Annotated in this window: 20 protein-coding genes; 4 read left to right on the forward strand and 16 right to left on the reverse strand. The window is 75.4% G+C overall.

Annotation, left to right across the window (positions count from 1 at the left end; genetic code table 11):
* The first annotated feature begins 95 nt into the window (after window positions 1-95).
* Complete coding sequence (locus tag JOD57_RS06975) at window positions 96-1259, forward strand: PQQ-dependent sugar dehydrogenase (RefSeq protein WP_204691213.1); 1164 nt, start codon at window positions 96-98, stop codon at window positions 1257-1259.
* A gap of 306 nt (window positions 1260-1565) precedes the next feature.
* Here JOD57_RS06975 and gatB read toward each other — a convergent pair whose 3' ends face one another.
* The 4 genes from gatB to gatC are packed head-to-tail and all read right to left on the reverse strand — an operon-like array spanning window position 1566 to window position 5072.
* Window positions 1566-3065 (reverse strand): Asp-tRNA(Asn)/Glu-tRNA(Gln) amidotransferase subunit GatB, encoded by a 1500-nt coding sequence (gene gatB, locus JOD57_RS06980; RefSeq protein WP_204691214.1) that lies wholly within the window; start codon window positions 3063-3065, stop codon window positions 1566-1568.
* On the reverse strand, window positions 3062-3244 hold the full coding sequence (locus JOD57_RS06985) for a hypothetical protein (protein ID WP_204691215.1): 183 nt from the start codon (window positions 3242-3244) through the stop codon (window positions 3062-3064). Before JOD57_RS06985 ends, gatB begins: the two co-directional genes overlap by 4 nt.
* Window positions 3241-4743: an Asp-tRNA(Asn)/Glu-tRNA(Gln) amidotransferase subunit GatA gene (gatA, locus tag JOD57_RS06990; RefSeq protein ID WP_204691216.1), complete on the reverse strand. Its 1503-nt coding sequence runs from the start codon at window positions 4741-4743 to the stop codon at window positions 3241-3243. The genes JOD57_RS06985 and gatA overlap by 4 nt, the downstream gene beginning before the upstream one ends.
* Window positions 4740-5072: an Asp-tRNA(Asn)/Glu-tRNA(Gln) amidotransferase subunit GatC gene (gene gatC, locus JOD57_RS06995; RefSeq protein ID WP_204691217.1), complete on the reverse strand. Its 333-nt coding sequence runs from the start codon at window positions 5070-5072 to the stop codon at window positions 4740-4742. Before gatC ends, gatA begins: the two co-directional genes overlap by 4 nt.
* A 194-nt stretch (window positions 5073-5266) precedes the next feature.
* Here gatC and JOD57_RS07000 point away from each other — a divergent pair, with 194 nt between their 5' ends.
* On the forward strand, window positions 5267-5947 hold the full coding sequence (locus JOD57_RS07000) for an ACT domain-containing protein (RefSeq protein ID WP_204691218.1): 681 nt from the start codon (window positions 5267-5269) through the stop codon (window positions 5945-5947).
* 34 nt (window positions 5948-5981) lie between these two features.
* On the opposite strand, the gene ligA is transcribed toward JOD57_RS07000, so the two are convergent.
* The 5 genes from ligA to JOD57_RS07025 all read right to left on the reverse strand — a co-directional run bounded on the left by ligA (window position 5982) and on the right by JOD57_RS07025 (window position 13663).
* Complete coding sequence (gene ligA / locus JOD57_RS07005) at window positions 5982-8282, reverse strand: NAD-dependent DNA ligase LigA (RefSeq protein WP_204691219.1); 2301 nt, start codon at window positions 8280-8282, stop codon at window positions 5982-5984.
* Between the two features lie 58 nt (window positions 8283-8340).
* Window positions 8341-9375: a methionine synthase gene (locus JOD57_RS07010; protein ID WP_204691220.1), complete on the reverse strand. Its 1035-nt coding sequence runs from the start codon at window positions 9373-9375 to the stop codon at window positions 8341-8343.
* Window positions 9376-9416: 41 nt separating this feature from the next.
* Window positions 9417-11258 (reverse strand): bifunctional metallophosphatase/5'-nucleotidase, encoded by a 1842-nt coding sequence (locus JOD57_RS07015; RefSeq protein ID WP_204691221.1) that lies wholly within the window; start codon window positions 11256-11258, stop codon window positions 9417-9419.
* 147 nt (window positions 11259-11405) lie between these two features.
* On the reverse strand, window positions 11406-12476 hold the full coding sequence (gene mnmA, locus JOD57_RS07020; RefSeq protein ID WP_204691222.1) for a tRNA 2-thiouridine(34) synthase MnmA: 1071 nt from the start codon (window positions 12474-12476) through the stop codon (window positions 11406-11408).
* The gene (locus JOD57_RS07025; RefSeq protein WP_204691223.1) at window positions 12473-13663 is read right to left on the reverse strand and encodes a cysteine desulfurase family protein; all 1191 of its coding nucleotides are present in this window, start codon (window positions 13661-13663) and stop codon (window positions 12473-12475) included. Before JOD57_RS07025 ends, mnmA begins: the two co-directional genes overlap by 4 nt.
* A gap of 405 nt (window positions 13664-14068) precedes the next feature.
* Between JOD57_RS07025 and JOD57_RS07030 the strand changes: the two genes are divergently transcribed.
* Window positions 14069-16051, forward strand: a complete 1983-nt coding sequence (locus JOD57_RS07030) for an FHA domain-containing protein (RefSeq protein ID WP_204691224.1) — start codon at window positions 14069-14071, stop codon at window positions 16049-16051.
* Window positions 16052-16230: 179 nt separating this feature from the next.
* On the opposite strand, the gene JOD57_RS07035 is transcribed toward JOD57_RS07030, so the two are convergent.
* The 3 genes from JOD57_RS07035 to cds1 all read right to left on the reverse strand — a co-directional run bounded on the left by JOD57_RS07035 (window position 16231) and on the right by cds1 (window position 19241).
* Complete coding sequence (locus JOD57_RS07035; protein WP_204691225.1) at window positions 16231-17193, reverse strand: electron transfer flavoprotein subunit alpha/FixB family protein; 963 nt, start codon at window positions 17191-17193, stop codon at window positions 16231-16233.
* A gap of 38 nt (window positions 17194-17231) precedes the next feature.
* The gene (locus tag JOD57_RS07040; protein WP_204691226.1) at window positions 17232-18011 is read right to left on the reverse strand and encodes an electron transfer flavoprotein subunit beta/FixA family protein; all 780 of its coding nucleotides are present in this window, start codon (window positions 18009-18011) and stop codon (window positions 17232-17234) included.
* A gap of 117 nt (window positions 18012-18128) precedes the next feature.
* Window positions 18129-19241 (reverse strand): L-cysteine desulfhydrase Cds1, encoded by a 1113-nt coding sequence (cds1, locus tag JOD57_RS07045; protein WP_204691227.1) that lies wholly within the window; start codon window positions 19239-19241, stop codon window positions 18129-18131.
* Between the two features lie 216 nt (window positions 19242-19457).
* Here cds1 and JOD57_RS07050 point away from each other — a divergent pair, with 216 nt between their 5' ends.
* Entirely contained in the window at window positions 19458-21635 is a 2178-nt protein-coding gene (locus tag JOD57_RS07050) for a serine/threonine-protein kinase (protein WP_204691228.1), read from the forward strand.
* Here JOD57_RS07050 and JOD57_RS07055 read toward each other — a convergent pair.
* The 4 genes from JOD57_RS07055 to JOD57_RS07070 form a co-directional block, all read right to left on the reverse strand.
* Window positions 21625-22725: an ABC transporter ATP-binding protein gene (locus JOD57_RS07055; RefSeq protein ID WP_204691229.1), complete on the reverse strand. Its 1101-nt coding sequence runs from the start codon at window positions 22723-22725 to the stop codon at window positions 21625-21627. The genes JOD57_RS07050 and JOD57_RS07055 overlap by 11 nt on opposite strands.
* Window positions 22722-23630 (reverse strand): ABC transporter permease subunit, encoded by a 909-nt coding sequence (locus JOD57_RS07060; protein ID WP_307824530.1) that lies wholly within the window; start codon window positions 23628-23630, stop codon window positions 22722-22724. Before JOD57_RS07060 ends, JOD57_RS07055 begins: the two co-directional genes overlap by 4 nt.
* A complete protein-coding gene (locus JOD57_RS07065; protein WP_307824531.1) occupies window positions 23627-24460 on the reverse strand; it encodes an ABC transporter permease in 834 nt (277 codons plus the stop codon). The genes JOD57_RS07060 and JOD57_RS07065 overlap by 4 nt, the downstream gene beginning before the upstream one ends.
* 77 nt (window positions 24461-24537) lie before the next feature.
* Window positions 24538-25698, reverse strand: a complete 1161-nt coding sequence (locus JOD57_RS07070; RefSeq protein WP_307824532.1) for an ABC transporter substrate-binding protein — start codon at window positions 25696-25698, stop codon at window positions 24538-24540.
* Window positions 25699-25736 lie beyond the last annotated feature (38 nt).

The following is a 25736-nucleotide window of genomic DNA, read 5'->3' on the forward strand; positions in this document are numbered from 1 at the left end:
CGCCGCTCCCGGGCCCGCAGCGGGCCCCTGTGGGGCGCCGTGTCCCTGCCCTGCGGACACCCGCCGCGGGCCCGTGCGCCCGTACTGTGGAGCGGGTGAGGCGGCAGCGGGGTCGGCGCGGTGCCGCCGCGTGCACGGTGGCCCTCACGCTGGTCCTGGCCGGGTGCGGGGACGACGGCTACGAGCCCGCCGGGCCCTTCCGGCCCCTGCCCGAGGGCCCGCCCCCGGAGGTCGGGCCGCCGACCGAGTCCGCCCCGGCGCCCGGTCCCGGCGACCCCGCCGACCCGAACTCCGGGACCGGCCCCGGTGACCCGAACGTCGTCGCCACCGGGCTGACCGTGCCCACCGGGCTGGTCGTGCTGCCCGACGGCACCGCCGTGGTCGGCGAGCGGGAGACCGGCCGGCTGCTGCAGGTCTTCCCCGACCGCTCGCCGGCCCAGGAGCTGATGACCGTCCCCGGCGTCGACACGGCGGGCGACGGCGGGCTGCTGGGCCTGGCCCTGTCCCCCACGTTCGACGAGGACGGCCTCTACTACGCCTACGTGTCGACGCCGACCGACAACCGCGTCGTCCGCTTCCCCCTCGGCGGCACCCCCAACCCGGTGCTCACCGGCATCCCGCGCGGTGAGGTGCACAACGGCGGCGGTCTGGCGTTCGCCCCCGACGGGACCCTCTACGTCGGCACCGGGGACACCGGCGACCCGGCGCTGGCGCAGGACCCGGCGTCGCTGGCCGGCAAGGTGCTGCACGTCGACGTCTTCGGCCAGCCGGTCGGCGCCGGGCCCGTGTACAGCCGCGGGCACGCCGACGTGACGGCGCTGTGCCCGGCCCTCGACCAGACGGCCGCCCTGTTCGCGGTCGACGAGTCCACCGCCGGGCCCGACGAGCTCAACGTCGTCCTCCGGGACAGCGACCACGGCTGGCCGGCGGCGGGACCCGACAGCACCGCCCCGCTGTTCGAGGTGCCCGACGCCGAGGGCGGGCTCGGTGGCTGCGCGGCCGCCGGGGGCACCGTCTTCCTCGGCGCCCTCGACGGCCAGCGCGTGTACGTCGTCCAGACCGAGGCCGGCGGCGTCCCCGAGGAGCCGACCGAGCTCATCGCCGGGCGCTACGGCCGGCTGCGCACCGTCGTCCTCGACGCCGAGGGCGGGTTGTGGGTGACGACGTCGAACCGGGACGGCATCGGCACCCCCGCCGAGGACGACGACAAGGTGCTGCGCATCCTCCCGCCGTCGGCCACCGGCGCCAGCCCGGTCTGACAGCGGTGTGCGCGTCGGTTGCCAGGTGCTGGCCCGGGCTCGCACGCCGGCGGGCGCTGGTGCCGGTCAGCTGACCACGGTGGGCGGCGTGACCTGCAGCGATGTGCGCCCACGGCGCATCTCGGTCTCCCGGACGAGCCCTCAGCGCACACCACCGCCGGCGCCGGAGGCCACGGCCGCCGACCGACCGGCACACCGCTGTGGCCCGCTCCACGGGCTCGTCCCGTGCTCTGCGGGCACGATACGGCCCGCAGGGCACGGAACGAGCCCGCAGCGCACCCGAACGGGGCCACGAGCGGCGCCCGGTCAGCCGACGAGGACGCGCTCCTCGAGCATGCGCTTGACGGTGGCCGCGTCGGCCTGGCCGCGGGTGGCCTTCATGACCGCGCCCACGAGTGCACCGAGGGCCTGCACCTTGCCGCCCTGCACCTTGGCGACGACGTCGGGGGCCCCGGCGATGGCGGCGTCGACCGCGGCCACGAGCTCGTCGGACTCCCCCATGACCGCCAGGCCGCGGGACCGCACGACCGCCCGCGGGTCGCCCTCGCCGGCGAGCACGCCGTCGAGCGCCTGCCGGGCGAGCTTGTCGTTGACGGTCCCCTCGGCGACCAGCGCGGTCAGCTCGGCCACCTGCGCGGGGGTGACCGCGAGGTCGGCGAGCTCGACGCCGGCGTCGTTGGCCCGGCGGGCCAGCTCGCCCAGCCACCACTTGCGGGCGTCGGCCGGGGAGGCGCCGGCGGCCACGGTCCGCTCGACCAGCCCGAGCGCCCCGGCGTTGACCAGCCAGGTCATCTCGGTGGCCGGCAGGCCCCACTCCTCCTGCAGCCGCGCGCGGCGGGCGGCAGGCAGCTCGGGCAGCCCGGCGGCCAGCTCCTCCACCCACGCGGTGTCGGGGGCCAGCGGCACGAGGTCGGGCTCCGGGAAGTACCGGTAGTCGGTCGCCTCCTCCTTGCTGCGGCCGGACGACGTGCTGCCGGTGTCCTCGTGGAAGTGGCGGGTCTCCTGCACCACCCGGCCGCCGGCGTCCAGGACGGCGGCCTGCCGGCGCATCTCGTAGCGGACGGCGCGCTCCACCGACCGCAGCGAGTTGACGTTCTTGGTCTCGGTGCGGGTCCCCCACTCCAGGGCGCCCACCGGGTTGAGCGAGAGGTTCACGTCGCAGCGCAGGCTGCCCTGCTCCATCCGGACGTCCGAGGCGCCGAGGGTCTGGATCACGTCGCGCAGCTCGGTGACGTAGGCCCGGGCGACCTCGGGGGCCTTCTCGCCGGCGCCGGCCACGGGCCGGGTGACGATCTCGACCAGGGGGATACCGGCCCGGTTGAAGTCGACCAGCGAGTGGTCGGCGCCGTGGATGCGGCCGGTGGCCCCGCCGACGTGCAGGTTCTTGCCGGTGTCCTCCTCGAGGTGCACCCGCTCGATCTCCACGCGGTAGGTCTTCCCGTCGACCTCGACGTCGAGGTGGCCGGCGGTGCACAGCGGCTCGTCGTACTGGCTGACCTGGAAGCCCTTGGGGATGTCCGGGTAGAAGTAGTTCTTCCGGGCGAAGCGCGACCAGCCGGCGATCCGGCAGCCCAGGGCCAGGCCGATCCGGATGGTCGACTCGACGGCGGCGGCGTTGGCCACCGGCAGCGACCCCGGCAGGCCGAGGCACACCGGGCAGGTCTGCGTGTTGGGCTCCGCGCCGAAGGTCGTGGCGCAGCCGCAGAACATCTTCGACGCGGTGCCCAGCTCGACGTGGGTCTCCAGGCCGATGACCGGCTCGTAACGGGTGAGGACGTCGTCGAACTCGACGAGGGTCTCGCTCACGGGCGGGGATCTCCCTTCGGGGCGGTGCTGCGGCCGGTGACCCAGGCACCGAGGCCGGTCAGCACGCCCAGGACGATGAAGACGGCGAAGACGGCGCGTCCCGTGGTCAGCCAGAGCACCAGCCCGGCCAGGACCACGAACGCGACCAGGCCCCAGGCGGCCTTGAGTGCTCCGTTCACGCGGCACTCCCCGTCCGGGCGCCGAGCTGGTCGGTGAGCGGGCTGCCCAGCGCCGCCTCGACGGCGGCCGCGACGCGGTAGCAGCGGTCGTCGGCCAGCGCCGGCGCCATCACCTGCAGCCCCACCGGCAGGCCCTCGGACAGCCCGCAGGGCACCGAGGTGGCCGGGACGCCGGCGAGGCTGGCCGGCAGCGTGCACAGGTCGGCGGCGTACATGGCCAGCGGGTCGTCGACGCGGGCGCCGATCGGCCAGGCGACGGTCGGGCTGGTCGGGCTGACCAGCACGTCGACGTCGTCGAAGGCGGCGGCGAAGTCGCGGTTGATCAGCGTGCGGACCTTCTGTGCCTGACCGTAGTAGGCGTCGTAGTAGCCGGCCGACAGCGCGTAGGTGCCGAGGATGATGCGCCGCTTCACCTCGGCGCCGAAGCCCTGCTCGCGGGTGAGCGCCATGACGTCGTCGACGTCGCGGCTGCCGTCGTCGCCGACGCGGATGCCGAAGCGCATCCCCTCGAAGCGGGCCAGGTTGGACGACGCCTCGCTCGGGGCGATGAGGTAGTACGCCGGCAGCGCCAGCCCGAACGACGGGCAGGACACCTCGCGGACCTCGGCGCCGGCGGCCTGCAGCAGCGCGACGGCCTCGGTGAACCGGTCGAGCACGCCCTGCTCGTAGCCCTCGCGGGAGCCCTCGCCGCCGAGCTCGCGGACGACGCCGACCCGCAGCCCGGACAGGTCGCCGCCGGCACCCCGCCGGGCGGCCTGCACCAGCGTGGGCACCGGCGCGTCGATGCTCGTGGAGTCGCACGGGTCGTGCCCGCCGATCGCCTCGTGCACCAGCGCGGCGTCCAGCACCGTGCGGGCCATCGGGCCGGCCTGGTCGAGGCTCGAGGAGAAGGCGATCAGGCCGTAGCGCGACACCGACCCGTAGGTGGGCTTGTGACCGACCAGGCCGGTGAGCGCCGCGGGCTGGCGGATCGAGCCGCCGGTGTCGGTGCCCAGGGCGAACGGGGCCAGCCGGCCGGCGACCGCGGCGCTCGACCCGCCGGAGGACCCGCCGGGGACCCGGTCGTGGTCCCACGGGTTGCGGGTCGGCCGGTAGGCGGAGTTCTCGGTGGAGGAGCCCATCGCGAACTCGTCCATGTTGGTCTTGCCGAGGAGCACCGTGCCGGCGTCCTTCAGCCTGCGCGCGACCGTGGCGTCGTACGGCGGACGCCAGCCCTCGAGGATCCGCGAGCCGCTGGTGGTGGGCACGCCCTCGGTGACGACGACGTCCTTGAGCGCCACGGGGACGCCGGCCAGGCCGGTGCCCGCGGTGCCGGCGGCGTCGACCTCGCCGGCCCGCCGGAGCGCGCCCTCGTGGTCGACGTGCAGGTAGGCGCCGAGCGCGCCGTCCTCGGTCGCGATGCGGTCGAGGTGGGCCCGGGTGACCTCGGCGGCGGAGGTCTCGCCGTCGGCCAGTGCCCGCTGGAGCTCGGCGACGGTCAGCGCGGTGAGGTCGCTCACGCCTCCTCCCCGAGGATGCGCGGCACGCGGAAGCGGTCGTCCTCGGCGGCGGGGGCACCGGCCAGGACGACGTCGCGCGGGAGGCTGGGGCGGGTGACGTCGGGCCGCACCACGTTGGTCAGCGGGACGGCGTGCGTCGTGGGGGCGACGTCGTCGACGTCGGCGCGCTGCACCTGGGCCACCGCGTCGAGCACCGCCCCCAGCTGGCCGGCGAAGCGGTCGAGCTCCTCGTCGGTGACGGCCAGCCGGGCCAGCCGCGCGAGGTGCGCGATGTCCTGGCGGTCGAGGGCCGGGTGCACGCCGGCTTCGGGGGTGGGCTCGGTGCTCATGCTGGGGCGGGACTCCTGTCGTCGGCGCCGGCCGGCGCCAGGGACGCAACCCGGCCACTGTACGTGGGCCGGTCGCCGCACCGGTCCGGGCGGGACGGCGGCTCGACCCGGGAGGCCCGCATGGGGGAAGCTGCTCCCGCCACGCGATCGACGAGGATCGGGCTGCACCTCGACGTCGTCTGCGGAGGAACCCCGTGTCCTATCTCCTGCGGCTGGTCGTGCCCGACCGTCCCGGCCTGCTCGGCGCGGTGGCGACCGCGCTGGGCACCGCGGGCATCGACATCGTCTCGGTCGACGTGCTCGAGCGCGGCGGCGGCGTCGCCGTCGACGACGTCGTGGTCGAGCTCCCGCGGGACCGGCTGCCCGACAGCCTGATCACCGTCGTCCAGGCGGTGCCGGGCGTGCAGGTGGAGGCGCTGCGGCCCTTCGCCGGTCCGCTGGACACCCACCGCGAGCTCGACCTGCTGGAGGCGCTGGCCCGCGCCGCCACGGATCCCCCGCCCACCCTGGCGGTGAAGCTGCTGGCCGCCGAGCTGCCCAGGGTCTTCCACAGCGGCTGGGCGGCGGTGCTGCAGGCGGCCGACGGCGGCGGGTGCGAGGTGCTGGCCGCCTCCGACGCCGCGCCGACCTTCGACGGGGTGCACCTGCCGTGGCTGCCGCTGTCCACGCCGCGGCTGCTGCCCAGCGAGGACGACTGGCTGCCCGAGCGCTGGCGGGAGATGGCGATCGAGATGATGGCCGCGCCCTTCGGCGACCCCGGCACGGCGGTGGTGCTCGGCCGCTCCGGCGGGCCGGCCTACCGCCGCTCGGAGCTGCTGCGGCTGACCCACCTCACCGGCATCGCGGCCAGCGTCGCCCACCTGCCGCCGGTCTGAGCGGCCGCCGGGCCCCCGGGGGCGACGAGCGGCCTCACCCCTGCGCGGACCCGCTCTCCGCCGGCCCGGCCTCCTCCGGCTCGGACCCTCCCGGCTCGGCCTCCTTCCGCCGGCCCCTCGGCCGCGTCGCCTTCACGGGCTGCTCCCCGTCCGCGGCCGGCTCGGCACCCGACGGGGCGGGCTCCGCCGGCTCGCTCCCGTCACCGATCGTGGCGACCGCGCGGGCCGCGTCGGGACCCTCGTCGAGCAGCACCCGCAGGCCGTCGTCGTCCAGGATCGGCGCCTTGGCCTGCACGGCCTTGTCGTACTTGCTGCCGGGGTCGGCGCCGACCACCACGAAGCCGGTCTTCTTCGAGACCGAGCCGGTGACCTTGCCGCCGCGCTCCTGCACCGCGGCGATGGCCTGGTCACGGGACAGGTCGCGCAGCGACCCGGTGATGACCACGGTGACCCCGGTGAGCGGTCCGGGCGGGGCGTCCTCGCCGGCGTCGGCCAGCCGCACACCGGCCCGGCGCCACTTCTCCACGACCTCGCGGTGCCAGTCGACGGCGAACCAGTCGCGGACCGAGCGGGCGATCGTGGGGCCGACCCCGTCGGCGGCGGCCAGCTCCTCCTCCGACGCCGTGGCGATGCGGTCCAGGGAGCGGAAGTCGCGGGCCAGCGCCTGCGCGGCGGTCGGGCCGACGTGCCGGATCGACAGCGCCACCAGCACCCGCCACAGCGGGACGTCCTTGCGGTGCTGCAGGTTGGCCAGGAGCTTGTGGGCGTTGGCCGTCAGCCCGGCGTCCTTCTTCCTCGTGAAGAACGGCGAGCGCGACAGCGCGTCCTCGCCGAGGGAGAACAGGTCGCCCTCGTCCTCGATCAGGTGGGCCTGCAGCAGCGCGATCGCCGTCTCGTACCCCAGCGCCTCGACGTCGAAGGCCCCGCGGCCGGCGACGTGGAACACCCGCTCCCGCAGCTGCGCGGGGCACGAGCGCGCGTTCGGGCAGCGGATGTCGGCGTCGCCCTCCCTCTCGTGCCGCAGCTCGGTGCCGCACTCGGGGCAGTGCGTGGGCATCACGAAGGGGCGCTCGGAGCCGTCGCGGGCGGCGGCCACCGGGCCGAGGATCTCCGGGATGACGTCGCCGGCCTTGCGGACGACGACGGTGTCGCCGATGAGCACGCCCTTGCGCTCGACCTCGCTCGCGTTGTGCAGCGTGGCCAGCTGCACGGTGGAGCCGGCGACCTTGACCGGCTCCATGTAGCCGAAGGGGGTCACCCGGCCGGTGCGGCCCACGTTGACCCGGATGTCGAGCAGCCTGGTGGTGGCCTCCTCCGGCGGGTACTTGAAGGCGATCGCCCACCGCGGCGCCCGCGCGGTCGAGCCCAGCCGCCGCTGCAGGGACACCTGGTCGACCTTGACGACGACGCCGTCGATCTCGTGCTCCACCGAGTGCCGCTGCTCGCGGAAGCGCTCGATGTAGGCCCGTACCGCCTCGAGGTCGTCGACCACCTCGTAGCGGCTGCTCACCGGCAGGCCGAGCCCGCGCAGTCGCTCGTAGGCCTCCGACTGGCGGGCCGGCTCGAAGCCACGCCGCGCGCCCAGGCCGTGCACGACCAGCCGCAGCGGCCGCGACGCCGTCACCCGCGGGTCCTTCTGCCGCAGCGAGCCGGCCGCGGCGTTGCGCGGGTTGGCGAACGGGGGCTTGCCCTGCTCCACCATGCCGGCGTTGACGTCGGCGAACCCCTCGATCGGGAAGTAGATCTCGCCGCGGACCTCGAGCAGCTCGGGGACGTCGTCCCCGGTGAGGTGCTGCGGGACGTCGTCCATGGTGCGGACGTTGGCGGTGACGTCCTCCCCCGTCGTCCCGTCGCCGCGGGTGGCCGCGCGCACCAGCCGGCCGCGCTCGTAGACCAGCGCCACGGCGACGCCGTCGACCTTCAGCTCGCACAGCCAGGCGATCCCGTTCCCGGCGTCGCGCACCACCCGGATCGCCCAGGCGGAGAGCTCGTCGCCGTCGAAGACGTTGTCCAGGCTCTGCATCCGCTCGAGGTGGGCGACCGGCGCGAAGGTGGCGGTGAACCCGCCGTTGACCTTCTGGCTCGGCGAGTCGGGCGTGAGCAGCGCCGGGTGCTCGGCCTCCAGGGCCCTGAGCTCGGCCATGCGCTCGTCGTACTGGCCGTCGCTGACCAGCGGCGCGTCCTGCACGTAGTAGGCGAACGCGTAGCGGTCGAGCTCCTCGGACAGGTCGCGGTGACGGGTGCGCGCGGCGTCGGGGACCTCGGTGATGTCCTCCCGCTCGACGGTGGCGGCGACCTGCGGGGTGTCCTCGTCCGTGGCGGCGTCCGTGCTCACGTCGTCGACCGTATCCGCCGGGCACGACAGCACACCTGCCGCGCTCACCCGTTCGTGATCACTCCGGGACGAGGTACCGCGCCGCCTCGCGGACGTGGGTCATCGCCGCGCGGGCGTAGGCCGGGGTGGCCCCGGCCAGCCCGCAGGCCGGGGTCAGCGTGACGGCCTCGTGCAGCGCGTCGGCGGGGAAGCCGAGCTCGCGCCACCACGCCCGCAGCCGGGAGGCGGTCGCCGCGGGCGCGGGCAGGGTCGCGTCGGTGCCGGGGGCGACGCCGACGAGCAGGTGGGTGCCGGCCTCGACGGCGGCACCGAGGGCGTCGAGGTCCTGCACCAGGCCGAGGTCGAACGACAGCGCGTCCGCGCCGGCGGCGCGCACCAGGTCCAGCGGCGCCCGGTGCGCGCAGCAGTGGACGACGACCGGCCCGGGCACCGCGGCGACCACGGCGGCCAGCTCGGACTCCACCACGGACGCCTCCACCGCGGAGAGCCGGCCGAACCCGCTCACCGTGGGCAGCGACCCCTGCAGGACTCCGGGCAGCGACGGCTCGTCGAGCTGCACGACCACCTGCGCGCCCGGCACGCGCGCGGCGACCTCGGCGACGTGCGCGCCGATCCCCTCGGCCAGCGACTGGCCGAGGTCGCGGCGGGCACCGGGGTCGACGACGGCCCGCTCACCGCGCTCGCGCTCCAGCCCGGCGGCCAGCGTCCAGGGCCCGGCGGCCTGCACCTTGAACGGGCCGCGGTGGGTCCCGGCGACGTCGTGCAGGACGTCGAGGTCGCGGGCGAGGAACTCCTGGGCGCGGCGCAGGTCGACGCCGCCGCGGGGCACCAGCCGCCAGCCCGCGGGGGTCAGGTCGACGGCGAGGTCGACCAGGAGCGCGGCACTGCGGCCGATCAGGTCCGCGCCGGCGCCGCGCGCGGGCAGCTCGGGCAGGTGCGGCATGCCGGGCAGCTCGCCGAGGACGACGCGCAGCGCCTCGGCCGGGTCGGTGCCGGGCAGGGACCCGACGCCCGAGGCCGGGCCCCACGGTGCGGGGGCCGGCCCCGGGTCGGTGCGGTCGTCGGCGTGCGTCGGGTCGGTCGGGGAGGCCACGGCGGCGACGGTAGTACCGCCGCCGCCGTGGTCCCGAGGGGTCAGCCCGAGCAGCTCGGCGTGGTCACCGGGATCGCGTGGTCGCCCGTGGGCGGCGTCAGCGGGGTGTTGGCGCGGAGGTACTCGACCGAGGTGTCCACGTCGACCGGCCCGGTGACCTGGTCGGTCCCGGTCCGGAAGGCGGTGAACGCGTCACCGCCGCCGGCGAGGAACGAGTTCGCCGCGACCCGGTAGGTGCCGGTCGGGCTCACCGGCGTGCCGTCGACGGTGATCGAGCAGTCGAACACCCGGTCACCCTCCGGACGGCTGCGGTCGTACTCGTAGCGGAAGCCGTCCGAGGTCGAGAGCACGAGGTCGGTGGTGTTGGTCGCACCGCGGAACTGCTGCTCGAGGACGTCGTCGATGGCCGCGCCGGTCAGCGTGAGCGTGTTCACCGTGTTGCTGAACGGCTGGACGTCGAACAGCTCGCGGAACGTCACCTCACCGGCGGTGATGTCGGTCCGGAGCCCGCCGGGGTTCATGAAGGCGACGACGGGGTCGCCGAGCTCCGGGCGGGTGCGGGCGACGGCCAGCTGGGCGTTGGCCACGAAGGTGCCGAGCACGGACTCGTCGTTGCGGACCACGGCGGTGCCGTTGCGGGCGCGCAGCAGGTCGCCGGTGACCGTGCCGACGACCGTGTTGCCCGGTCCCGCGGCGCGGGCGTTCCAGTAGTCGACGATCGACTGCACCCCGGGGTCGGCGGCCTCGCGCGTCACCGGCACGTTGGTGGCCGCGTACGCGGCGGAACCGCGGTCGACGTCACCGGTGGCCCGGTCGACGGGCAGCCGGATGTCGGTGACCAGGCGGCCGTAGAAGCCGGCCTGGGTGACCAGCCGCGGGGTGCCGTCGGGGTCGGCCAGCCGGCAGTTGTACGCGTTGTGGGTGTGCGCGCTGACGATCAGGTCGACCGCCGCTGACGTGCGGGCGTTGATGTCGACGATCGGGCCGGTCAGGCCGGTGCAGTTGTCGGCCGTCGGCGCGGCGTTGGGGTCCGTGACCGTCCCGCCCTCGTGGACCAGCACGCCGATCGCCTCGATGCCCTGGCGCTGCAGCTCGGGCACCCAGCGGTTGACCGCCTCGGCCTCGTCGGTGAACGTCACGTCGGTGACGCCGGTCGGCGAGACGATCGTCGGGGTGCTCTCGGTGACCACGCCGATGAGCGCGATCCGCTGGCCGGCCGGGGTCCGGAGGACCTGGTACGGCGGGAGCATCGGCTCGCCGGTCTCGCGGGAGACGACGTTGGCGGCCAGGTAGGGGAACTCGGCGCCCTCGAAGGCGTGCTCGCCCTCGCCGAAGCAGCCGTCGACGCCCGGGGTGATGCCCTCGCAGGCCTCGACGTCGTCGGTGTACGTGCCGTCGGTGGCGGCCGAGATGCGCCGCAGCTCCTCCGTGCCCCGGTCGAACTCGTGGTTCCCCACGGAGGACACGTCCAGCCCCATGGCGTTCAGGGCCTCGATGGTCGGCTCGTCCTTGAAGACGCTGGACTCGAACGGCGAGGCACTGACCAGGTCGCCGGCGCCGACGAAGAAGGAGTCGGCCGGGCCCTGCGTGGTCTCGCGGAACGTCGTCTCCAGCCGCTGCACGGTGGCGGCGACGTGGGCCGCCCCGCCCACCGGGACGATGACGTCGTCGGCGTTGCCGTAGGTCCCGTCCGGGCCGGGCGAGGTCGCCAGCGCCCCGTCCGCGCCGGTCTGCGGCGTGATGCGGCCGTGGAAGTCGTTCATGGCCAGCAGCTGGACCGTCACGTCCTCGGGCGCGGCCGAGGCCACGGACGGGGCGGCCAGAAGCCCGGCCGAGGTGGCCACCGCGGCGGCGGCGGCCAGGGTGAGGCGCGTTCTGCGCAAGGAGTCCTCCGAGGACGTGCGGGACCTGTCCGCCGGGACCGGCGGTCGTGAGCCGAGCGACGGGTGTGCCCGGGGAGTGGCTCGTCGCACACGTTAGGTGAGGGACCAGTCCGGCACCAGGTCCGCCCGGTGACGGAGGAGGAACGGCTAGGGGACGGCGACCGGCGCCTGGCCGAGCACCAGGTCGCCGCGCACCGGGTCGGGCGCGTAGAGGACGGCCGACTGCCCGGGAGCCACCCCGCGCTGCGTCGTGGCGAGCGCGAGCACCAGCCCGCCGTCCGCACCGGCGGTCACCTCGCAGGCGACGGCGGCGGCGTGCGCGCGCAGCTGGACCTCGGCGCGCAGCGGCAGCGCCGGTGCCGCGCCGGTCCAGGTGGGCGGACCGGTGCGGACGACGTCGACCCCGGTCAGCTCCGCCGTCCCGACCGTCACCGTGCGGGTGACCGGCTCGATCGAGAGCACGAAGCGCGGCCGCTGGTCGCCCACCGCGAGGCCCAGGCCGCGCCGCTGCCCGACGGTGAAGCCGTGGGTGCCCTCGTGCGTGCCCACGGTGGCGCCCGTGGCGGCGTCGACCACCGGCCCCGGGCGCGCGCCCAGCCGGCGGGTGAGGAAGCCGCGGGTGTCGCCGTCGGGGATGAAGCAGATGTCGTGCGAGTCGGGCTTGGTGGCCACCGCGAACCCGCGCTCGGCGGCGATCGCGCGCACCCGCTCCTTGGTCATCGACCCCAGTGGGAACAGCGCCCCGGCCAGCTGGCCGGCGGTGAGGACGCCGAGGACGTAGGACTGGTCCTTGGCCGCGTCGACCGACCGGCGCAGCTGCCCGCCGGCCAGCCGCGCGTGGTGCCCGGTGACGACGGCGTCGAAGCCCAGCGCCAGCGCCCGGTCGAGGACCGCGGTGAACTTGATCCGCTCGTTGCAGCGCAGGCACGGGTTGGGCGTGCGGCCGGCCGCGTACTCGGCCACGAAGTCGTCGACGACGTCCTCGGTGAACCGCTCGGCGAGGTCCCAGACGTAGAACGGGATGCCGAGCTCGTCGGCGACCCGGCGGGCGTCGTGGGCGTCCTCGACGCTGCAGCAGCCGCGGGCACCGCTGCGCAGGGTCTGCCGGTCGGGCGAGAGCGCCAGGTGGACGCCGGTGACGTCGTGCCCGGCGTCGACCGCCAGCGCCGCGGCCACCGCCGAGTCCACTCCCCCGCTCATCGCGGCCAGCAGCCTCATCGGCGCCCCAGCCCGGCGCGGCGGGCCCGCTCCACGACCGGGCCGATCACGGCCAGCAGCGCGTCGACGTCGGCGCCGGTGCTCGTCGAGCCCAGGCTGAAGCGCAGCGAGCTGCGCGCCCGGGCGGTGTCGGCGCCCACGGCGGTGAGCACGTGGCTGGGGCGAGCCACCCCGGCGCTGCAGGCCGAGCCGGTCGAGCACTCGATGCCGCGGGCGTCGAGCAGCATGAGCAGCGCGTCGCCCTCGGCGCCGGGGAAGGACAGATGGGCGTTGCCGGGCAGCCGGCCGGGGCCACCGGCGACGACGTCGCCCAGCGGGGGGCCGTTGAGCTGGGCGTCGGGCACCTGCTCGAGCACTCCGGCGACCAGCCGGTCGCGCAGTGCGGCCAGCCGGACGGCCTGCTCGCCACGCCCGGCGACGGCGGCACCGGCCGCGACCGCCAGGCCCACGATGGCCGGCACGTCGAGGGTGCCGGAGCGGACGTCGCGCTCCTGCCCGCCGCCGTGCAGCAGCGGCGTGCACTCCGCGTTCCGCCGCAGCAGCAGCGCGCCCGCGCCCATGGGACCGCCGAGCTTGTGCCCGGTCATGGTCAGCGCGTCGACGCCGCTGGCGGCGAAGTCCACCGGCACCTGGCCGACGGCCTGCACGGCGTCGGTGTGCAGCGGCACGCCGACGGCGTGGGCCACCTCCGCCAGCGCCGCGACGTCGCTGACCGTGCCGATCTCGTTGTTGGCCCACATGACGCTGGCCACCGCGACGTCGGACCCGTCGCCGAGCGCGTCGGCCAGTGCCGCCGGGGTGATCCGGCCGGTGGTCTCCGGCCGCAGCCAGGTCACCTCCGCACCCTCGTGCTCGGCCAGCCACTGGGCGCTGTCGAGGACGGCGTGGTGCTCGGCAGGGCTGACGACGAGCCGCCGCCGGCGCGGGTCGGCCTCCCGCCGGGCCCAGTACAGGCCCTTGACCGCGAGGTTGTCGCTCTCGGTGCCGCCACCGGTGAACAGGACCTCCGACGGTCGGGCGCCCAGCGCCTCGGCCAGCCGCTCGCGGGCCTGCTCGGCCGACCGGCGCGCGGCGCGGCCGCCGGCGTGCAGCGACGAGGCGTTGCCGACCCGGCCCATCTGCTCGGTCATGGCGGCCAGGGCCTCGGGCAGCACCGGCGTGGTGGCCGCGTGGTCGAGGTACGTCACCTGCTCTCCTCACCACCGCTCACCGGGCCGCGCCCCGGACGGTCTCCCCTGGATGACCGCCCGGTCACCGAGGCCAGGGTAGTCGCGCGGGACGACCGGCCGGTCGGGACCGCCGGGGGCCGGCGGGCACGGTCGCGAACGCCGCGGGGAGGCCGCGGCGTCGGCCGTTGACACCTCCCCGGGCACCCACCACCGTGGACCCGACCCCGGACCGGCGAGACGGGACGCGGGGGCCGGAGCGCCGGGCGCGGGAGGCGACCGGACGGCCGGGGTCGGGAGAGGCCGTGTGCCGGGGCGCCGTCCCGGCGACGGGGACGCGACCGCTCGGTGGGCACCCCGCGGCGTGGTGCCCGGTCAGGGCGGCGGACCGCCGCTCACGGGTCACTCGGAGCGGAGCCGGAAGCGATGATCACCGCACTCGTCGGAGTCCAGGGACGGCTGGAGGGGCAGCGGTTCCCGCTCGGCCGCACCGCCGTGACGCTGGGCCGGGGCGACACCAACGACGTCGTCCTCGCCAGCCGCTTCGCCTCGCGGGTGCACGCCGAGGTGCGCCGCGAGGGTGAGGGGTTCGCCCTCCACGACCTCGACAGCGACAACGGGACCTGGGTCAACGGCGCCCAGGTCTCCGTCCACCCGCTCGAGCCGGGCGACGAGATCCGCATCGGCGACGAGGTCTTCCGCTTCGAGAGCTGGGAGTCGGCCACCATCGCCGGCCCGGTCGACCACCTCGCCGCCGGGTCACCGGACGTCCTGCGGGTCACCATCACCGGCGGCGGGCCGGTCGGCCTGACCCTGGCCCTGCTGCTGGACCACCTGATGGGGCCGCGGGTGGCGGTCCGGGTCCACGACCGCCGGTGGATGCGGGTCGGCGACCACCTGGAGTGGACGACCTACGAGAAGGGCAACGTCCGCCGCGAGCAGGTCGTCACCCTGCAGAGCCGCCAGTACCTGCGGCTGCCGCCGCACGTGCAGGAGCGGCTGTTCGCCGCTGCCGAGGACTGGTCGCAGATGTGGCCGCTCGGCCCGGACTCCGTCGAGGGCGCCGCGCCGCGCAACACCCCGGTCCGGTTCATCGAGGACAAGCTGCTCGAGCTGGCCAACGAGCGGTCCGAGCGGATCACGCTCGTCCCGGAGCTGTTCGACGCCGCCGAGGCCCGCGACGACCTGGTGCAGCAGCACGTGCTGGCCATCTGCGAGGGCGGCCGCTCGCGCACCCGCGACCACTTCGCCGACCGGTTCGGGACACCGGACACCTCGATGTACTCGGTGGACGGCGAGCACGTGCAGGACATGGTCCTCGGCCTGCGGGTGGCCTCCCAGCTGCCCGACCCGACCGCCGTGCTGCTGACCGTGTCGCAGAACCGGTTCCTGCTCAACTCGCTGCGCGGCGAGGGCTTCCTCAACATGCGGCTGACCGACCAGGAGGCGCAGGAGGCCGTGGGGATCAACCCCGTGCGGCAGGTGTTCTCCCCCTGCATCCAGTCCGCGCCCTGCGTCCTGGAGCGGCAGCCGGACGGCGAGTACGTGTGCGAGACCCACCGCACGTTCTTCCTGCCGGCGCTGCTCAAGGGCTCGGCGCTGTGGACGCGGGTGCAGGAGGGGCTGCGGCTCTTCGGCGTCCCCGAGGACCGGCTGACCGCCGTGACCGGGTTCCGGCTGGACATGGTCCAGCGGCCCCGGTTCACCGCGCAGCTGTACCCGCCGACCCGCACGACCCCGGGGACCTTCGCCTTCCTGCTCGGCGACGCGGGCAACGCCATCCACTTCTGGCCCGGCCGCGGCCTCAACAGCGGCCTGGCCTCGGCGATCTCCCTGGCGCGCAACCTGGCCACGGCCTGGCGCGGGATGCCGCTGCGCGACGCGGACCTCGTCCGCCACGAGGCGGTCATGGCGATGCTGCAGTACCGGCACAAGACACGCGCCTGGCGGCAGATGGTGACCGTCGACGCCACCGGCCGGCCGCGGACGATCAAGGGCCAGCTCGCCCAGGGCATCGCGGAGGGCGACCAGGGCGCCTTCGACCGGGCCGCCGACCTCGAGGTCCTGATGGAGCGGCTGCGGCGCAACCGGACCCGGCTGGAGTCCCGCCTGGCCGGGCTGCCCGACGACGCGGCGCTGCGCGCCCAGCTGGAGCCGCTCGCCGGCCCCACGCTGCACACGATGGTCGCCGGCGGCGCCTGGGACACCGGGAACGTCGGCGGCGAGGAGGTCGACGTCGGCTGGCTGCTCCCCGAGCCGGCGACCGTCCCGGCACCGGCGCCCTCGGCCGCCGAGCTCCGGGCCACCCGGCGCGTGAGCGCCGACCGGCTCGCGGCCGCCCCGGTGCCCGCGCCCCGTGAGGCCGCACACCGGGACCCGGCGCCTCCCGCACCGGGCCCCCGGGCCTGAGACCGGCCCCGGGGACGCAGCAGGCGCCGGCCCCACGGACGGGGACCGGCGCCTGACGTGCCGTGTGGAACGGCCCCCTGCAGGGGCCCACCCCGAGCGGAGCGAGGGGTGGGGGCGGGGACGGCCCCCTCGCAGGGCCCCGCTGCGAGCCTGCGAGCAGTGGGGGGCGAGGGGGTCCTCTACTTGCGGGCGGCGATCTGCTCGGTGGCGGCGGGGACGACCTGGAACAGGTCCCCGACGACGCCGAAGTCGGCCAGCTCGAAGATCGGGGCCTCCGGGTCCTTGTTGACGGCCACGATGGTCTTGGACGTCTGCATGCCGGCGCGGTGCTGGATGGCACCGGAGATGCCGACGGCGATGTAGAGCTGCGGCGAGACGGTCTTGCCGGTCTGCCCGACCTGGAAGCTGTGCGGGTAGAAGCCGGAGTCGACCGCGGCGCGCGAGGCGCCGACGGCGGCACCGAGCGAGTCGGCCAGGCCCTCGATGATCGAGAAGTTCTCCGCACTCGCCACCCCGCGACCGCCGGAGACGACGATCGCCGCCTCGGTGAGCTCGGGCCGGTTGCTCTTCATCTCGACGACCTTGTCCACGACCCGGGTCTGCCTGGCCTGCTCGGAGATCGAGACCTGCACCGGGACCTCCTCGCCGGCGGCGGGGGCCGGCTCGGGGGCGACCGAGTTGCCGCGCAGCGTGTAGATCGGCGTGCCGGTCGTCACCTTCGAGTGCACGATCTGCGCTCCGGCGAAGACGACCTGGGTGGCGGTGCCGTCGGCGGCGATCTCGGTGACGTCGGTGAGGAAGCCGCTGCCGGTCTTCAGCGCCAGCCGGCCGGCGACCTCCCGGCCCTCCGGGGAGGAGGGGATGACGACGGCGGCCGGCGACACCTGCGCCACCAGCTGCGCGAGCACCTCGGCCTTCGGCGCGACCAGGTACTCGTCGATCTCGGGGGACTCGGCGACGTAGACCTTCGCCGCGCCGTACTCGGCGAGCCGCTCGCGGGCGCCGGCGGCGACGCCGGGGCCGCCGGCGACGACCGCCGAGACCTCACCGAGGACACGCGCGGCGGTGAGCGCCTCGAGCGTGGTCTTGCGGACGGTGCCGTCGGCCGGGTTCAGCTCGACCAGGACCAGGACCTCTGCCATGGCTGTTCAGTCTCCTCTTCGCTGCGATCCGGGCCGGGTCAGACGAGCTTCTGCTCGGCCAGGAAGCCCACGAGCTTCTCCGCGCCGTCGCCCTCGTCGGTGACCTTCACGCCCTCGCCCTTGGGCGGGCGGCCGGCGAAGTCGACGACCGCGCTGGTGGCGGTGGCCAGGCCCACGGTGGAGGGGTCGACGCCCAGGTCGGCCAGCGACTTGGTCTCGACCGGCTTCTTCTTGGCGGCCATGATCCCCTTGAACGAGGGGTAGCGCGGCTCGTTGATGGTGTCCCAGGTGGACACGATGGCCGGCAGCTGCGCCTCCAGCGCCCAGAAACCGCCGTCGGTCTGCCGCTCGACCTTGACCGTGGAGCCCTCGACGGTGAGCTTCTGGGCGCCCGACAGCTGCGGGATGCCCAGCCGCTCGGCCAGCAGCGCCGGCATGACGGCGACCTGGCCGTCGGTCGACGTCGCACCCATGAGGATCAGGTCGTAGTCCAGCTGCTGCAGCGCCGCGGCCAGGACCCCGGAGGTCTGGATGGCGCACGAGCCGTGGATGGCGTCGTCGGTCACGTGCACGGCCTTGTCCGCGCCCATCGACAGCGCCTTGCGGATGGCGTCGGTGGCGCTGGCCGGGCCGACGGTCAGGATGGTGACCTCACCGCCCTGCGCCTGCTTGACCTGCAGGGCCTCCTCGATCGCGTACTCGTCGATCTCGTTGATGACGTTGTCCGCGGTGGCGCGGGCGACGGTGTTGTCCGACGGGTCCAGCGAGCGCTGGGTGCCGGAGTCGGGGACCTGCTTGACCAGAACGACGATGTTCATCGCCAGACCTACCTCCGCGATCGGTCATGGGGGACGCGGGCCGCGGCCCGCCTGGCTCCGATAGTGGAGGTTACTGCGGGGTAACGGGGCGGCGTGCCCGGGCCCGGGTGACGACGGTCACGCCGTCCACCGGCCGGTCGCGGTGAACTCCTCCAGGACCGCCGTGTGCGGCGCGAGGTCCAGCCCCTGACCGGCCACCCAGTCGTCGGAGTAGAGCGTGCGCCCGTAGCGCTCGCCGCCGTCGCAGAGCAGCGTGACGACGCTCCCGGTGCGGCCCGCGGCGAGCATCTCGGCGACCAGCCGGAACGCCCCCCACAGGTTGGTGCCGGTCGAGCCGCCGGCCCGTCGCCCGGTCACCCGCTCGAGGTGGCGGGTCGCGGCCAGGGAGGCGGCGTCGGGCACGCGGATCATCCGGTCGACCACCGAGGGCAGGAACGAGGGCTCCACGCGCGGCCGGCCGATCCCCTCGATGCGCGAGGGCATGCCCGTGGCCCAGGCCGGCTCGTCCTCCACCCAGCCGGGGAAGAACGCCGAGTTCTCCGGGTCCACGACGGCCAGCCGGGTGGGGTGCCGCCGGTAGCGCAGGTAGCGGCCGAAGGTCGCGCTGGTGCCGCCGGTGCCCGCCCCGACGACGACCCACTCCGGCACCGGGTGGCGCTCGAGCGCGAGCTGCTCGAAGACCGACTCGGCGATGGTGTTGTTGCCGCGCCAGTCGGTGGCCCGCTCGGCGTGGGTGAACTGGTCGAGGTAGTGCCCGCCGCACTCGGCGGCCAGCCGGCGGGCCTCCTCGTACACCTCCGGCGCCCGCTGCACGTAGTGGCAGCGCCCGCCGTGCCGCTCGATCAGCGCGATCTTCTCCCGGCTGGTCGAGGCGGGCACCACCGCGACGAACGGCAGGCCGAGCATCCGCGCGAAGTACGCCTCGCTGACCGCCGTCGACCCGCTGGAGGCCTCGACCACGGTGCTGCCCTCGGTGATCCAGCCCGAGCACAGCGCGTGCAGGAACAGCGAGCGGGCCAGCCGGTGCTTGAGGCTGCCGGTCGGGTGGGTCGACTCGTCCTTGAGGTAGAGGTCGACGCCCCACTCCGGCGGCAGCGGGTACACGAGCAGGTGGGTGTCGGCGCTGCGCCGGGCGTCGGCCTCGACGGCGGCCACCGCGCGGTCCACCCACGCCCGACCGGCGGGGTCGGAGCGGTCGACGTCGATGGGGTCGGGCCCGGCGCTGCTCACCGCGCCATCCTCGTGCACGAACCGCCGCGGGCCGGCGTCACGCAGCGTCGCCACGGAACTGCGTCGCGGCGGGACGCGGCGGGCGGGGAGCCCGGCCGGCGGGTGCCCGGGTCACGGCCGGTCCGCGCGCACGCCGGTCTCCCTACGCTCCGCGCCGCCACCAGCGCCTGCCCGGCCGGCCCGCGGCACCGGGCCGGCCAGCCGAGGAGCACGCCCATGAGCGCCCGAGAGTTCGGCCACTACCGCCTCGAGGAGATGCTCGGCGTCGGGGGCATGGGCGAGGTGTGGCGCGCCCGGGACACCCGCCGCGACCGGCTCGTGGCCCTCAAGCTGCTGCCGGAGCACCTCAACCGGGACTCCGAGTTCGCCAGCCGGTTCCGCCGCGAGTCGCACGTCGCCGCCCGGCTGCGCGAGCCGCACGTCATCCCGATCCACGACTACGGCGAGCTCGACGGCCGGCTGTTCATCGACATGCGGCTGGTCGACGGCCGCGACCTCGGCCGGCTGCTGGAGGACGGCCCCCTGGCCCCCGAGCGGGCGGTGGCCCTGGTGTCCCAGGTCGCCGACGCGCTGGAGGCCGCCCACGCCGACGGTCTGGTGCACCGCGACGTCAAGCCGAGCAACGTCCTGGTGACGCCGAACGACTTCGTCTACGTCGTCGACTTCGGCATCGCCCGCTCGATCGGCAGCACGCGGACGTCGCTGACCATCACCGGCGCGACGGTCGGGACGCTGGACTACATGGCGCCCGAGCGCTTCACCGACCAGCCGATCGACGGCCGGGTCGACGTCTACTCGCTGGCCTGCGTGCTCTCCCAGTGCCTCACCGGCCGGCGCCCGTTCGGGGGCGAGGACCTCCCGGCGCTGCTCTACGCCCACCTCTACGCCGACCCGCCACGGCCCAGCCAGCTGGTCCCGGGCGTGCCCCCGGCACTCGACGACGTCGTGGCCCGCGGGATGGCCAAGCGCCCCGAGGACCGCTACGCCACGCCGCGGGAGCTGACCGACGCAGCGCGGGCGGCCCTGCACGAGGCCCCCGCCCCGGTCGCCGCCGCGTGGGGGACGCCCGCCGCGACGGCGACGGCCCCGCGGTCGGTCGAGCCGGCCGGGACCGCGACCGCCCCGCCCACCGTGCTCGGCCTGCGCTCCGGCGACGGCACGCACAACTCGGTCCAGCAGCTGCCCTCGGGGCCGGCCGGTCCCCCGTTCGGCGGGCCTCCGCACCCCGGTCCCCCCGGGACGCCCGGCTCCCCGCCGCGCCGGCGCCGCGGCCGGCGGGTCGCGCTGGTGACCGCACTGGTGCTCGTCCTGGTCGCGGCCGGGGTCGTGGGCTGGCTGTGGCAGCGCGACGACGGCGGGAGCGGCACGGGCGCGGCCGGCACCGGCACCCCGGGCGGCACGACGGAGAGCACCCCCGGGAGCACGCTGGCGCCCGAGTCGAGCGCACCGGCGACCCCGCCGAGCGAGCCGCCGGCGACCAGCCTCGCCGTCCCCACCCAGGTCGGGGACCCGATCCAGGTGCCGCCGACGCCCGGTTTCCTGGCGGTCGCGCCCAACGGCCGCTACGCCTACATCGCGCACCGCGCGGAGGGCATCGTCAGCGTGCTCGACCTGAACTCCCTGGGCGTCGTCTCACGGATCCGGATCGAGGCCGGCCCACCGCAGTTCATCACCTTCTCCCCCGACGGCAGCCGCGCCTACGTCACCGTCTCCAACGCCGACTACACCGTGAACGCCGTCGCCTTCCTGGACACCACCACCAACCGGGTGATCCAGTCGGTCCCCGTGGGCCTGCGGCCGTTCGCGCCGGCCACCTCGCCGGACGGGCGGCTGCTCTACGTCCCGCTGCACAACGAGGGCCGGGTGCAGGTGCTCGACACCACGTCCGGCACGCAGGTGGCCTCCTACACCGTCCCGGCCAACCCGCACTGGATCGCGGTCTCCGCCGACGGGCGCACCGGGTACGCCGCCAACCACGAGTCCGACGTGATGAGCGTGCTGGACCTCGCCGACGCCGGCCGGGTGCTGCAGCAGATCCCGGCCGGTGACTCGCCGCACAGCGTCGCCATCTCACCCGACGGCAGCCTGGTCGCGGTGGTCGCCTACGACAGCAGCGAGCTGCGCCTGCTCGACACCGCCAGCGGCGAGGTGCGGACGCTGCCGATCGGCCTCAGACCGCAGGACGTCTCCTGGGCGGCGGACGGCCGGCACCTCTACACCGCCGACGTCGAAGGCGACACGATGTCGGTGGTCGACACCGAGATCCTCGAGGTGACCGCGAGCCCCACCACGGGCAACAGCCCGACCAGCGTCGCGGTGTCACCGGACGGGGAGCGCGCCTACGTCACCAACCTCGACGACGCGACCGTGGTGGTCTACCAGCTCACGGCGTGACCCCGGCCGGCTCGACCAGCGCCGGGCGCTCGGCCGGGGTGACGGTGACCGCGGTGCCCGGGGTGAGGCCCTGGCTGTCGGCGCTGGGGACGTCGGCCTGCACCTCGAGGCCGTCGGGCAGCGCGACCGCCAGGCGCGTGGTGGCGCCGGAGAAGGTGCGGGTGACCACCCGGCCGCTCCCCCGCGGGTCGGCCTCGACCAGCAGCGCCTCCGGCCGCACCAGCGCGAACGCCGGACCGGCCGCGGCGGGGGCGCCCAGGACCTCGCGGCGCACGCCGAGGAACTCGACGTCGCCGTCGCCGATGACGGCGGGGATGCGGTTCATCGTGCCGACGAAGCCGGCCACGAACGCCGTCGCCGGGCGCTCGTAGAGCTCGTCGGGCGAGGCCACCTGCTCCAGCCGGCCGGCCCGCATGACCCCGACGCGGTCGGCCACCGAGAGCGCCTCGGCCTGGTCGTGGGTGACGAACACCGTGGTGGTGCCGAGCTCGAGCTGGATGCGGCGGATCTCCTCGCGCAGCTGCACGCGCACCTGGGCGTCGAGGGCCGAGAGCGGCTCGTCGAGCAGCAGCACCTGCGGCGCCACGGCCAGCGCCCGGGCCAGCGCGACCCGCTGCTGCTGGCCACCGGAGAGCTGGTGCGGGTAGCGCCCGCCGCGATCGGCCAGCCCGACCAGCTCGAGCAGCTCGGCGGCCCGGCCGGCGCGCTCCTCCCGGCCCCGGCGGCGCACCCGCAGCCCGAAGGCGACGTTGTCGGCCACGGTCATGTTCGGGAAGAGGCTGTAGGCCTGGAACACCATGCCGACGTCGCGCCTGCTCGGCGGGACGCCGGTGACGTCGCGGCGGTCGAACCACACGCGGCCCTCGTCGACCTGCTCGAAGCCGGCGATCGCCCGCAGCGCCGTCGTCTTGCCGCAGCCCGAGGGCCCGAGCAGGGCGAGGAACTCCCCGCCGGCGACCTCGAGGTCCAGGCGGTCGAGGGCGAGCACCGAGCCGTAGCGGCGGGTCAGCCCCTCCAGCCGGACGGCGACCCCCGGCTGCGCGCGCAGGTCGGCGGGGGCGGTGACGCCCGGGGCCGGGACGGCGGTCATGCGGGCTCCTCCTCGCGGCGCCGGCGGTCCAGCGCGGAGATCAGCAACAGCAGCAGCCAGGTGAGCAGCAGCGACAGCACCGAGACGGCCACCGACAGCTGTGGCTGCGAGCCCGAGACGCGCACGATCCAGGTCGGGAAGGTCTCGAAGCCGAGGATGTTGGCCACCGTGAACTCCCCGAGCACCAGCGCCAGGGTGAGGAACGCGGCGTTGAGCACCGACGTGCGCAGCACCGGCAGCACCACCGAGGCCATCACCCGCGGCCACGAGGCGCCGAGCACCCGGGCGGCCTCGGTGAGCGTGCGCAGCTGCGCGCCACGGACGCCGGCGTCCAGCGCCCGGTAGACGAACGGCAGCGCCAGGACGACGTAGACCAGCACCAGGATCCACGGCAGGGCCGGCTCCTGGAGCGCGAAGAACACCTCGGCCAGCGGCGTCCCGAAGAAGTACTCCGGTGCCCAGGCCAGCACGCTGCGCACGCCCACGACCAGCGCGATCGGCGGCAGCAGCAGCGGCACGAGGGTGAGCAGCTCGACCAGCGGGCGCAGCCGCGGCAGCCGCAGCTCCACGAGCACCACGGTGGGCACCACGAGCAGCAGGACGACCAGCACGGTGAGCGCGGCCAGCGCCAGCGAGCGGCCGAAGTTCTCCGCGAAGCCCTCCGCACCCGGGATGCCCGTGTAGGCGTCCGCGGTCAGCCCGCCGCGCCCGCGGTCGCGCACGGTGAACCACAGCGAGGCGGCCAGCGGCACGAGGAAGTACAGGCCGAGGACGGCGAAGACCGCCCAGCGCCACCCGCCACGACCCCGGCGGCCGGCCCGCACCGGCGCGTCCGGCTCGACGCTGCCGGCGCCGGTCACGCCCGCCGTCAGCGCGCCCGGGGCCGGGCCGGTCGTCGCGCTCACGCCAGCCACCGCGACGTCCGCCGCTGCACCCACGTGTAGAAGACCATCACCAGCCCGACGAGCACGACCATGCCGAGGGCCAGCGCCTTGCCGAGGTTCTCCGCGCCGACGACGACGTTGCTCGACAGCGAGTCGGCGATCTGCAGCGTCACCAGGGGCACGCTGCTGCCCACCAGCGCCTTGGCGGTGGCGTAGGCGGCGAACGCCGAGGCGAACAGCAGCATCGTGGCGCCGAGCACCGGTGGGGCGAGCACCGGCCCACCGACGCGGCGCCAGTACTGCCAGCCGCTGGCGCCGAGGACGTCGGCGGCCTCCCGCCACTGCGGGCGCAGCGCCTCGATCGCCGGGATGATGGTCAGCACCATCAGCGGGACCAGGAAGTACAGGTAGACGACCGCCAGCCCCGCCGTGGAGTAGAGCGAGAAGCCGTCGAGGCCCAGCGGTCCGGTGAGCACGGCGGTGACCACCCCGGCGTTGCCGATGGTGGCGAGGAAGGCGAAGGCCAGCGGGACGCCGCCGAAGTTGGCCAGCACGCCGGAGGCGGTGAGCACCAGCCGGCGCAGCAGCCGGCCGCTCCTCGTGCCCTGGCGGGTGCGGACGATCGCGAAGGCCAGCGCCAGCCCGAGGACGGCGCCGAGGACCGCGGTGACCGCCGACAGCTGCAGGCTGCCGAGGTAGGCGCGGGCGTAGGCGCCGCCGGTGACCGTGCCGATGTTCGCCGTCGACCAGCTGTCCTCGAAGGTGACCGGGTCGGTGGCGCGGAACGCCTCGACCGCCAGGACGCCGACCGGCAGCAGCAGGAAGACCGCGACGTAGAGCAGGAAGGGCACCAGGCCCAGCGCGGGCAGCAGACCACCGCGCCGGCGCCCCCTGCGGGACGCCGGCGCGGGGGTGTCGACGTCGGTGCTCAGCCGGAGATCTCCTGGTTCCAGCGGGTCGCGACCACCTGCTGGGCGGCGCTCTCCTGCTCCTGCGTCGGGAACTCCGCGGTGCCCTCGACCGCCGGCAGGGCGGCCAGCGCCTCGGCGTCGGCGGTGCCGGCCTCCTGCATCGACGGCAGCCGGACCGGCCGGGCGCCACCGGCCAGGTACAGGTTCTGGCCCTCGTCGCTGTAGAGGAACTCCTGCCACAGCCGCGCGGCCGCCGGGTGCGGGGCGTAGGCGCTGATCGCCTGGCTGTAGTAGCTGCCGAAGAGCCCGTCGGAGGGGACGGCGACCTGCCACTCGACGCCCTGCTCGGCCAGCGTGGGGGTCAGGGCGGCGTTGTTGTAGTCCCAGTCGATGGCCAGCGGCGTCTCGCCGCTCTGGATGGTGGCCGGGGTGATCTCCACCGGGTTGAAGTTGCCGACCTGCTTGACCTGGGCGAAGAAGTCGATGCCCGGGCCGATGTCGTCGAGGCTGCCGCCGTTGGCGAGCGAGGCCGCCCAGACGCCGGAGAAGGCGGCCGCGGCCTGGGTCGGGTTGCCGTTGAGCGCCACCTGGCCGGCGTACTGCGGGTCGAGCAGGTCGGCGAAGGTGGTCGGGCACTCGGCGATCACCGTGGCGTTGCAGCCGATGGAGATGTAGCCGCCGTAGTCGTTGTACCAGTGGCCGTCGGGGTCCTTCTGCCCCTCGGGGATCTCGTCCCAGGTCGCCACCTGGTAGGGCGCCAGGAAGTCCTGCGCCTGCGCCTGGCGGGCGAACGCGGTACCGAGGTCGAGGACGTCGGGGGCACGGTCCTGCCCGCGCTGGCTCTCGACGGCGTTGAGCTCGTCCTGGCTGGACCCGTCGGGCGAGGCGCTGTTGACGGTGATCCCGTACTCCTCCTCGAAGGTGGAGATGATCTCGCCGTAGTTCGCCCAGTCCGGCGGCAGCGCGATGACGTTCAGCTCGCCCTCGGCCTGCGCGGCCTCCACCAGGGCGTCCATGCCGCCGAGGTCCTCCGCCGAGCGGGCGCTCGCCGCGTCGGAGCCCCCGCCGCTGCCGCCGCCCGAGCCGCCGTCGTCACCCCCGCCGCAGGCGGCCAGCAACAGGGTCGCGGCGGCCAGCACGGCCGCCGTCCTCGGGGTGGGGGTGGCAGGGCGTCGCACGGGCGTCCTCCTCGACGAGTGGTCCGGGTGCCCACCGC

It is taken from the genome of Geodermatophilus bullaregiensis, assembly GCF_016907675.1.
Lineage (GTDB): Bacteria > Actinomycetota > Actinomycetes > Mycobacteriales > Geodermatophilaceae > Geodermatophilus > Geodermatophilus bullaregiensis.

Excerpts from the sequence above, each read along its gene's own strand:
- JOD57_RS07030 (WP_204691224.1), top strand. The coding sequence starts at position 14,069 with ATGATCACCGCACTCGTCGGAGTCCAGGGACGGCTGGAGGGGCAGCGG.
- gatC (WP_204691217.1), bottom strand. The coding sequence starts at position 5,072 with ATGAGCACCGAGCCCACCCCCGAAGCCGGCGTGCACCCGGCCCTCGAC.
- JOD57_RS07035 (WP_204691225.1), bottom strand. The coding sequence starts at position 17,193 with ATGGCAGAGGTCCTGGTCCTGGTCGAGCTGAACCCGGCCGACGGCACC.
- JOD57_RS07050 (WP_204691228.1), top strand. The coding sequence starts at position 19,458 with ATGAGCGCCCGAGAGTTCGGCCACTACCGCCTCGAGGAGATGCTCGGC.
- JOD57_RS07055 (WP_204691229.1), bottom strand. The coding sequence starts at position 22,725 with ATGACCGCCGTCCCGGCCCCGGGCGTCACCGCCCCCGCCGACCTGCGC.
- JOD57_RS07040 (WP_204691226.1), bottom strand. The coding sequence starts at position 18,011 with ATGAACATCGTCGTTCTGGTCAAGCAGGTCCCCGACTCCGGCACCCAG.
- mnmA (WP_204691222.1), bottom strand. The coding sequence starts at position 12,476 with ATGAGGCTGCTGGCCGCGATGAGCGGGGGAGTGGACTCGGCGGTGGCC.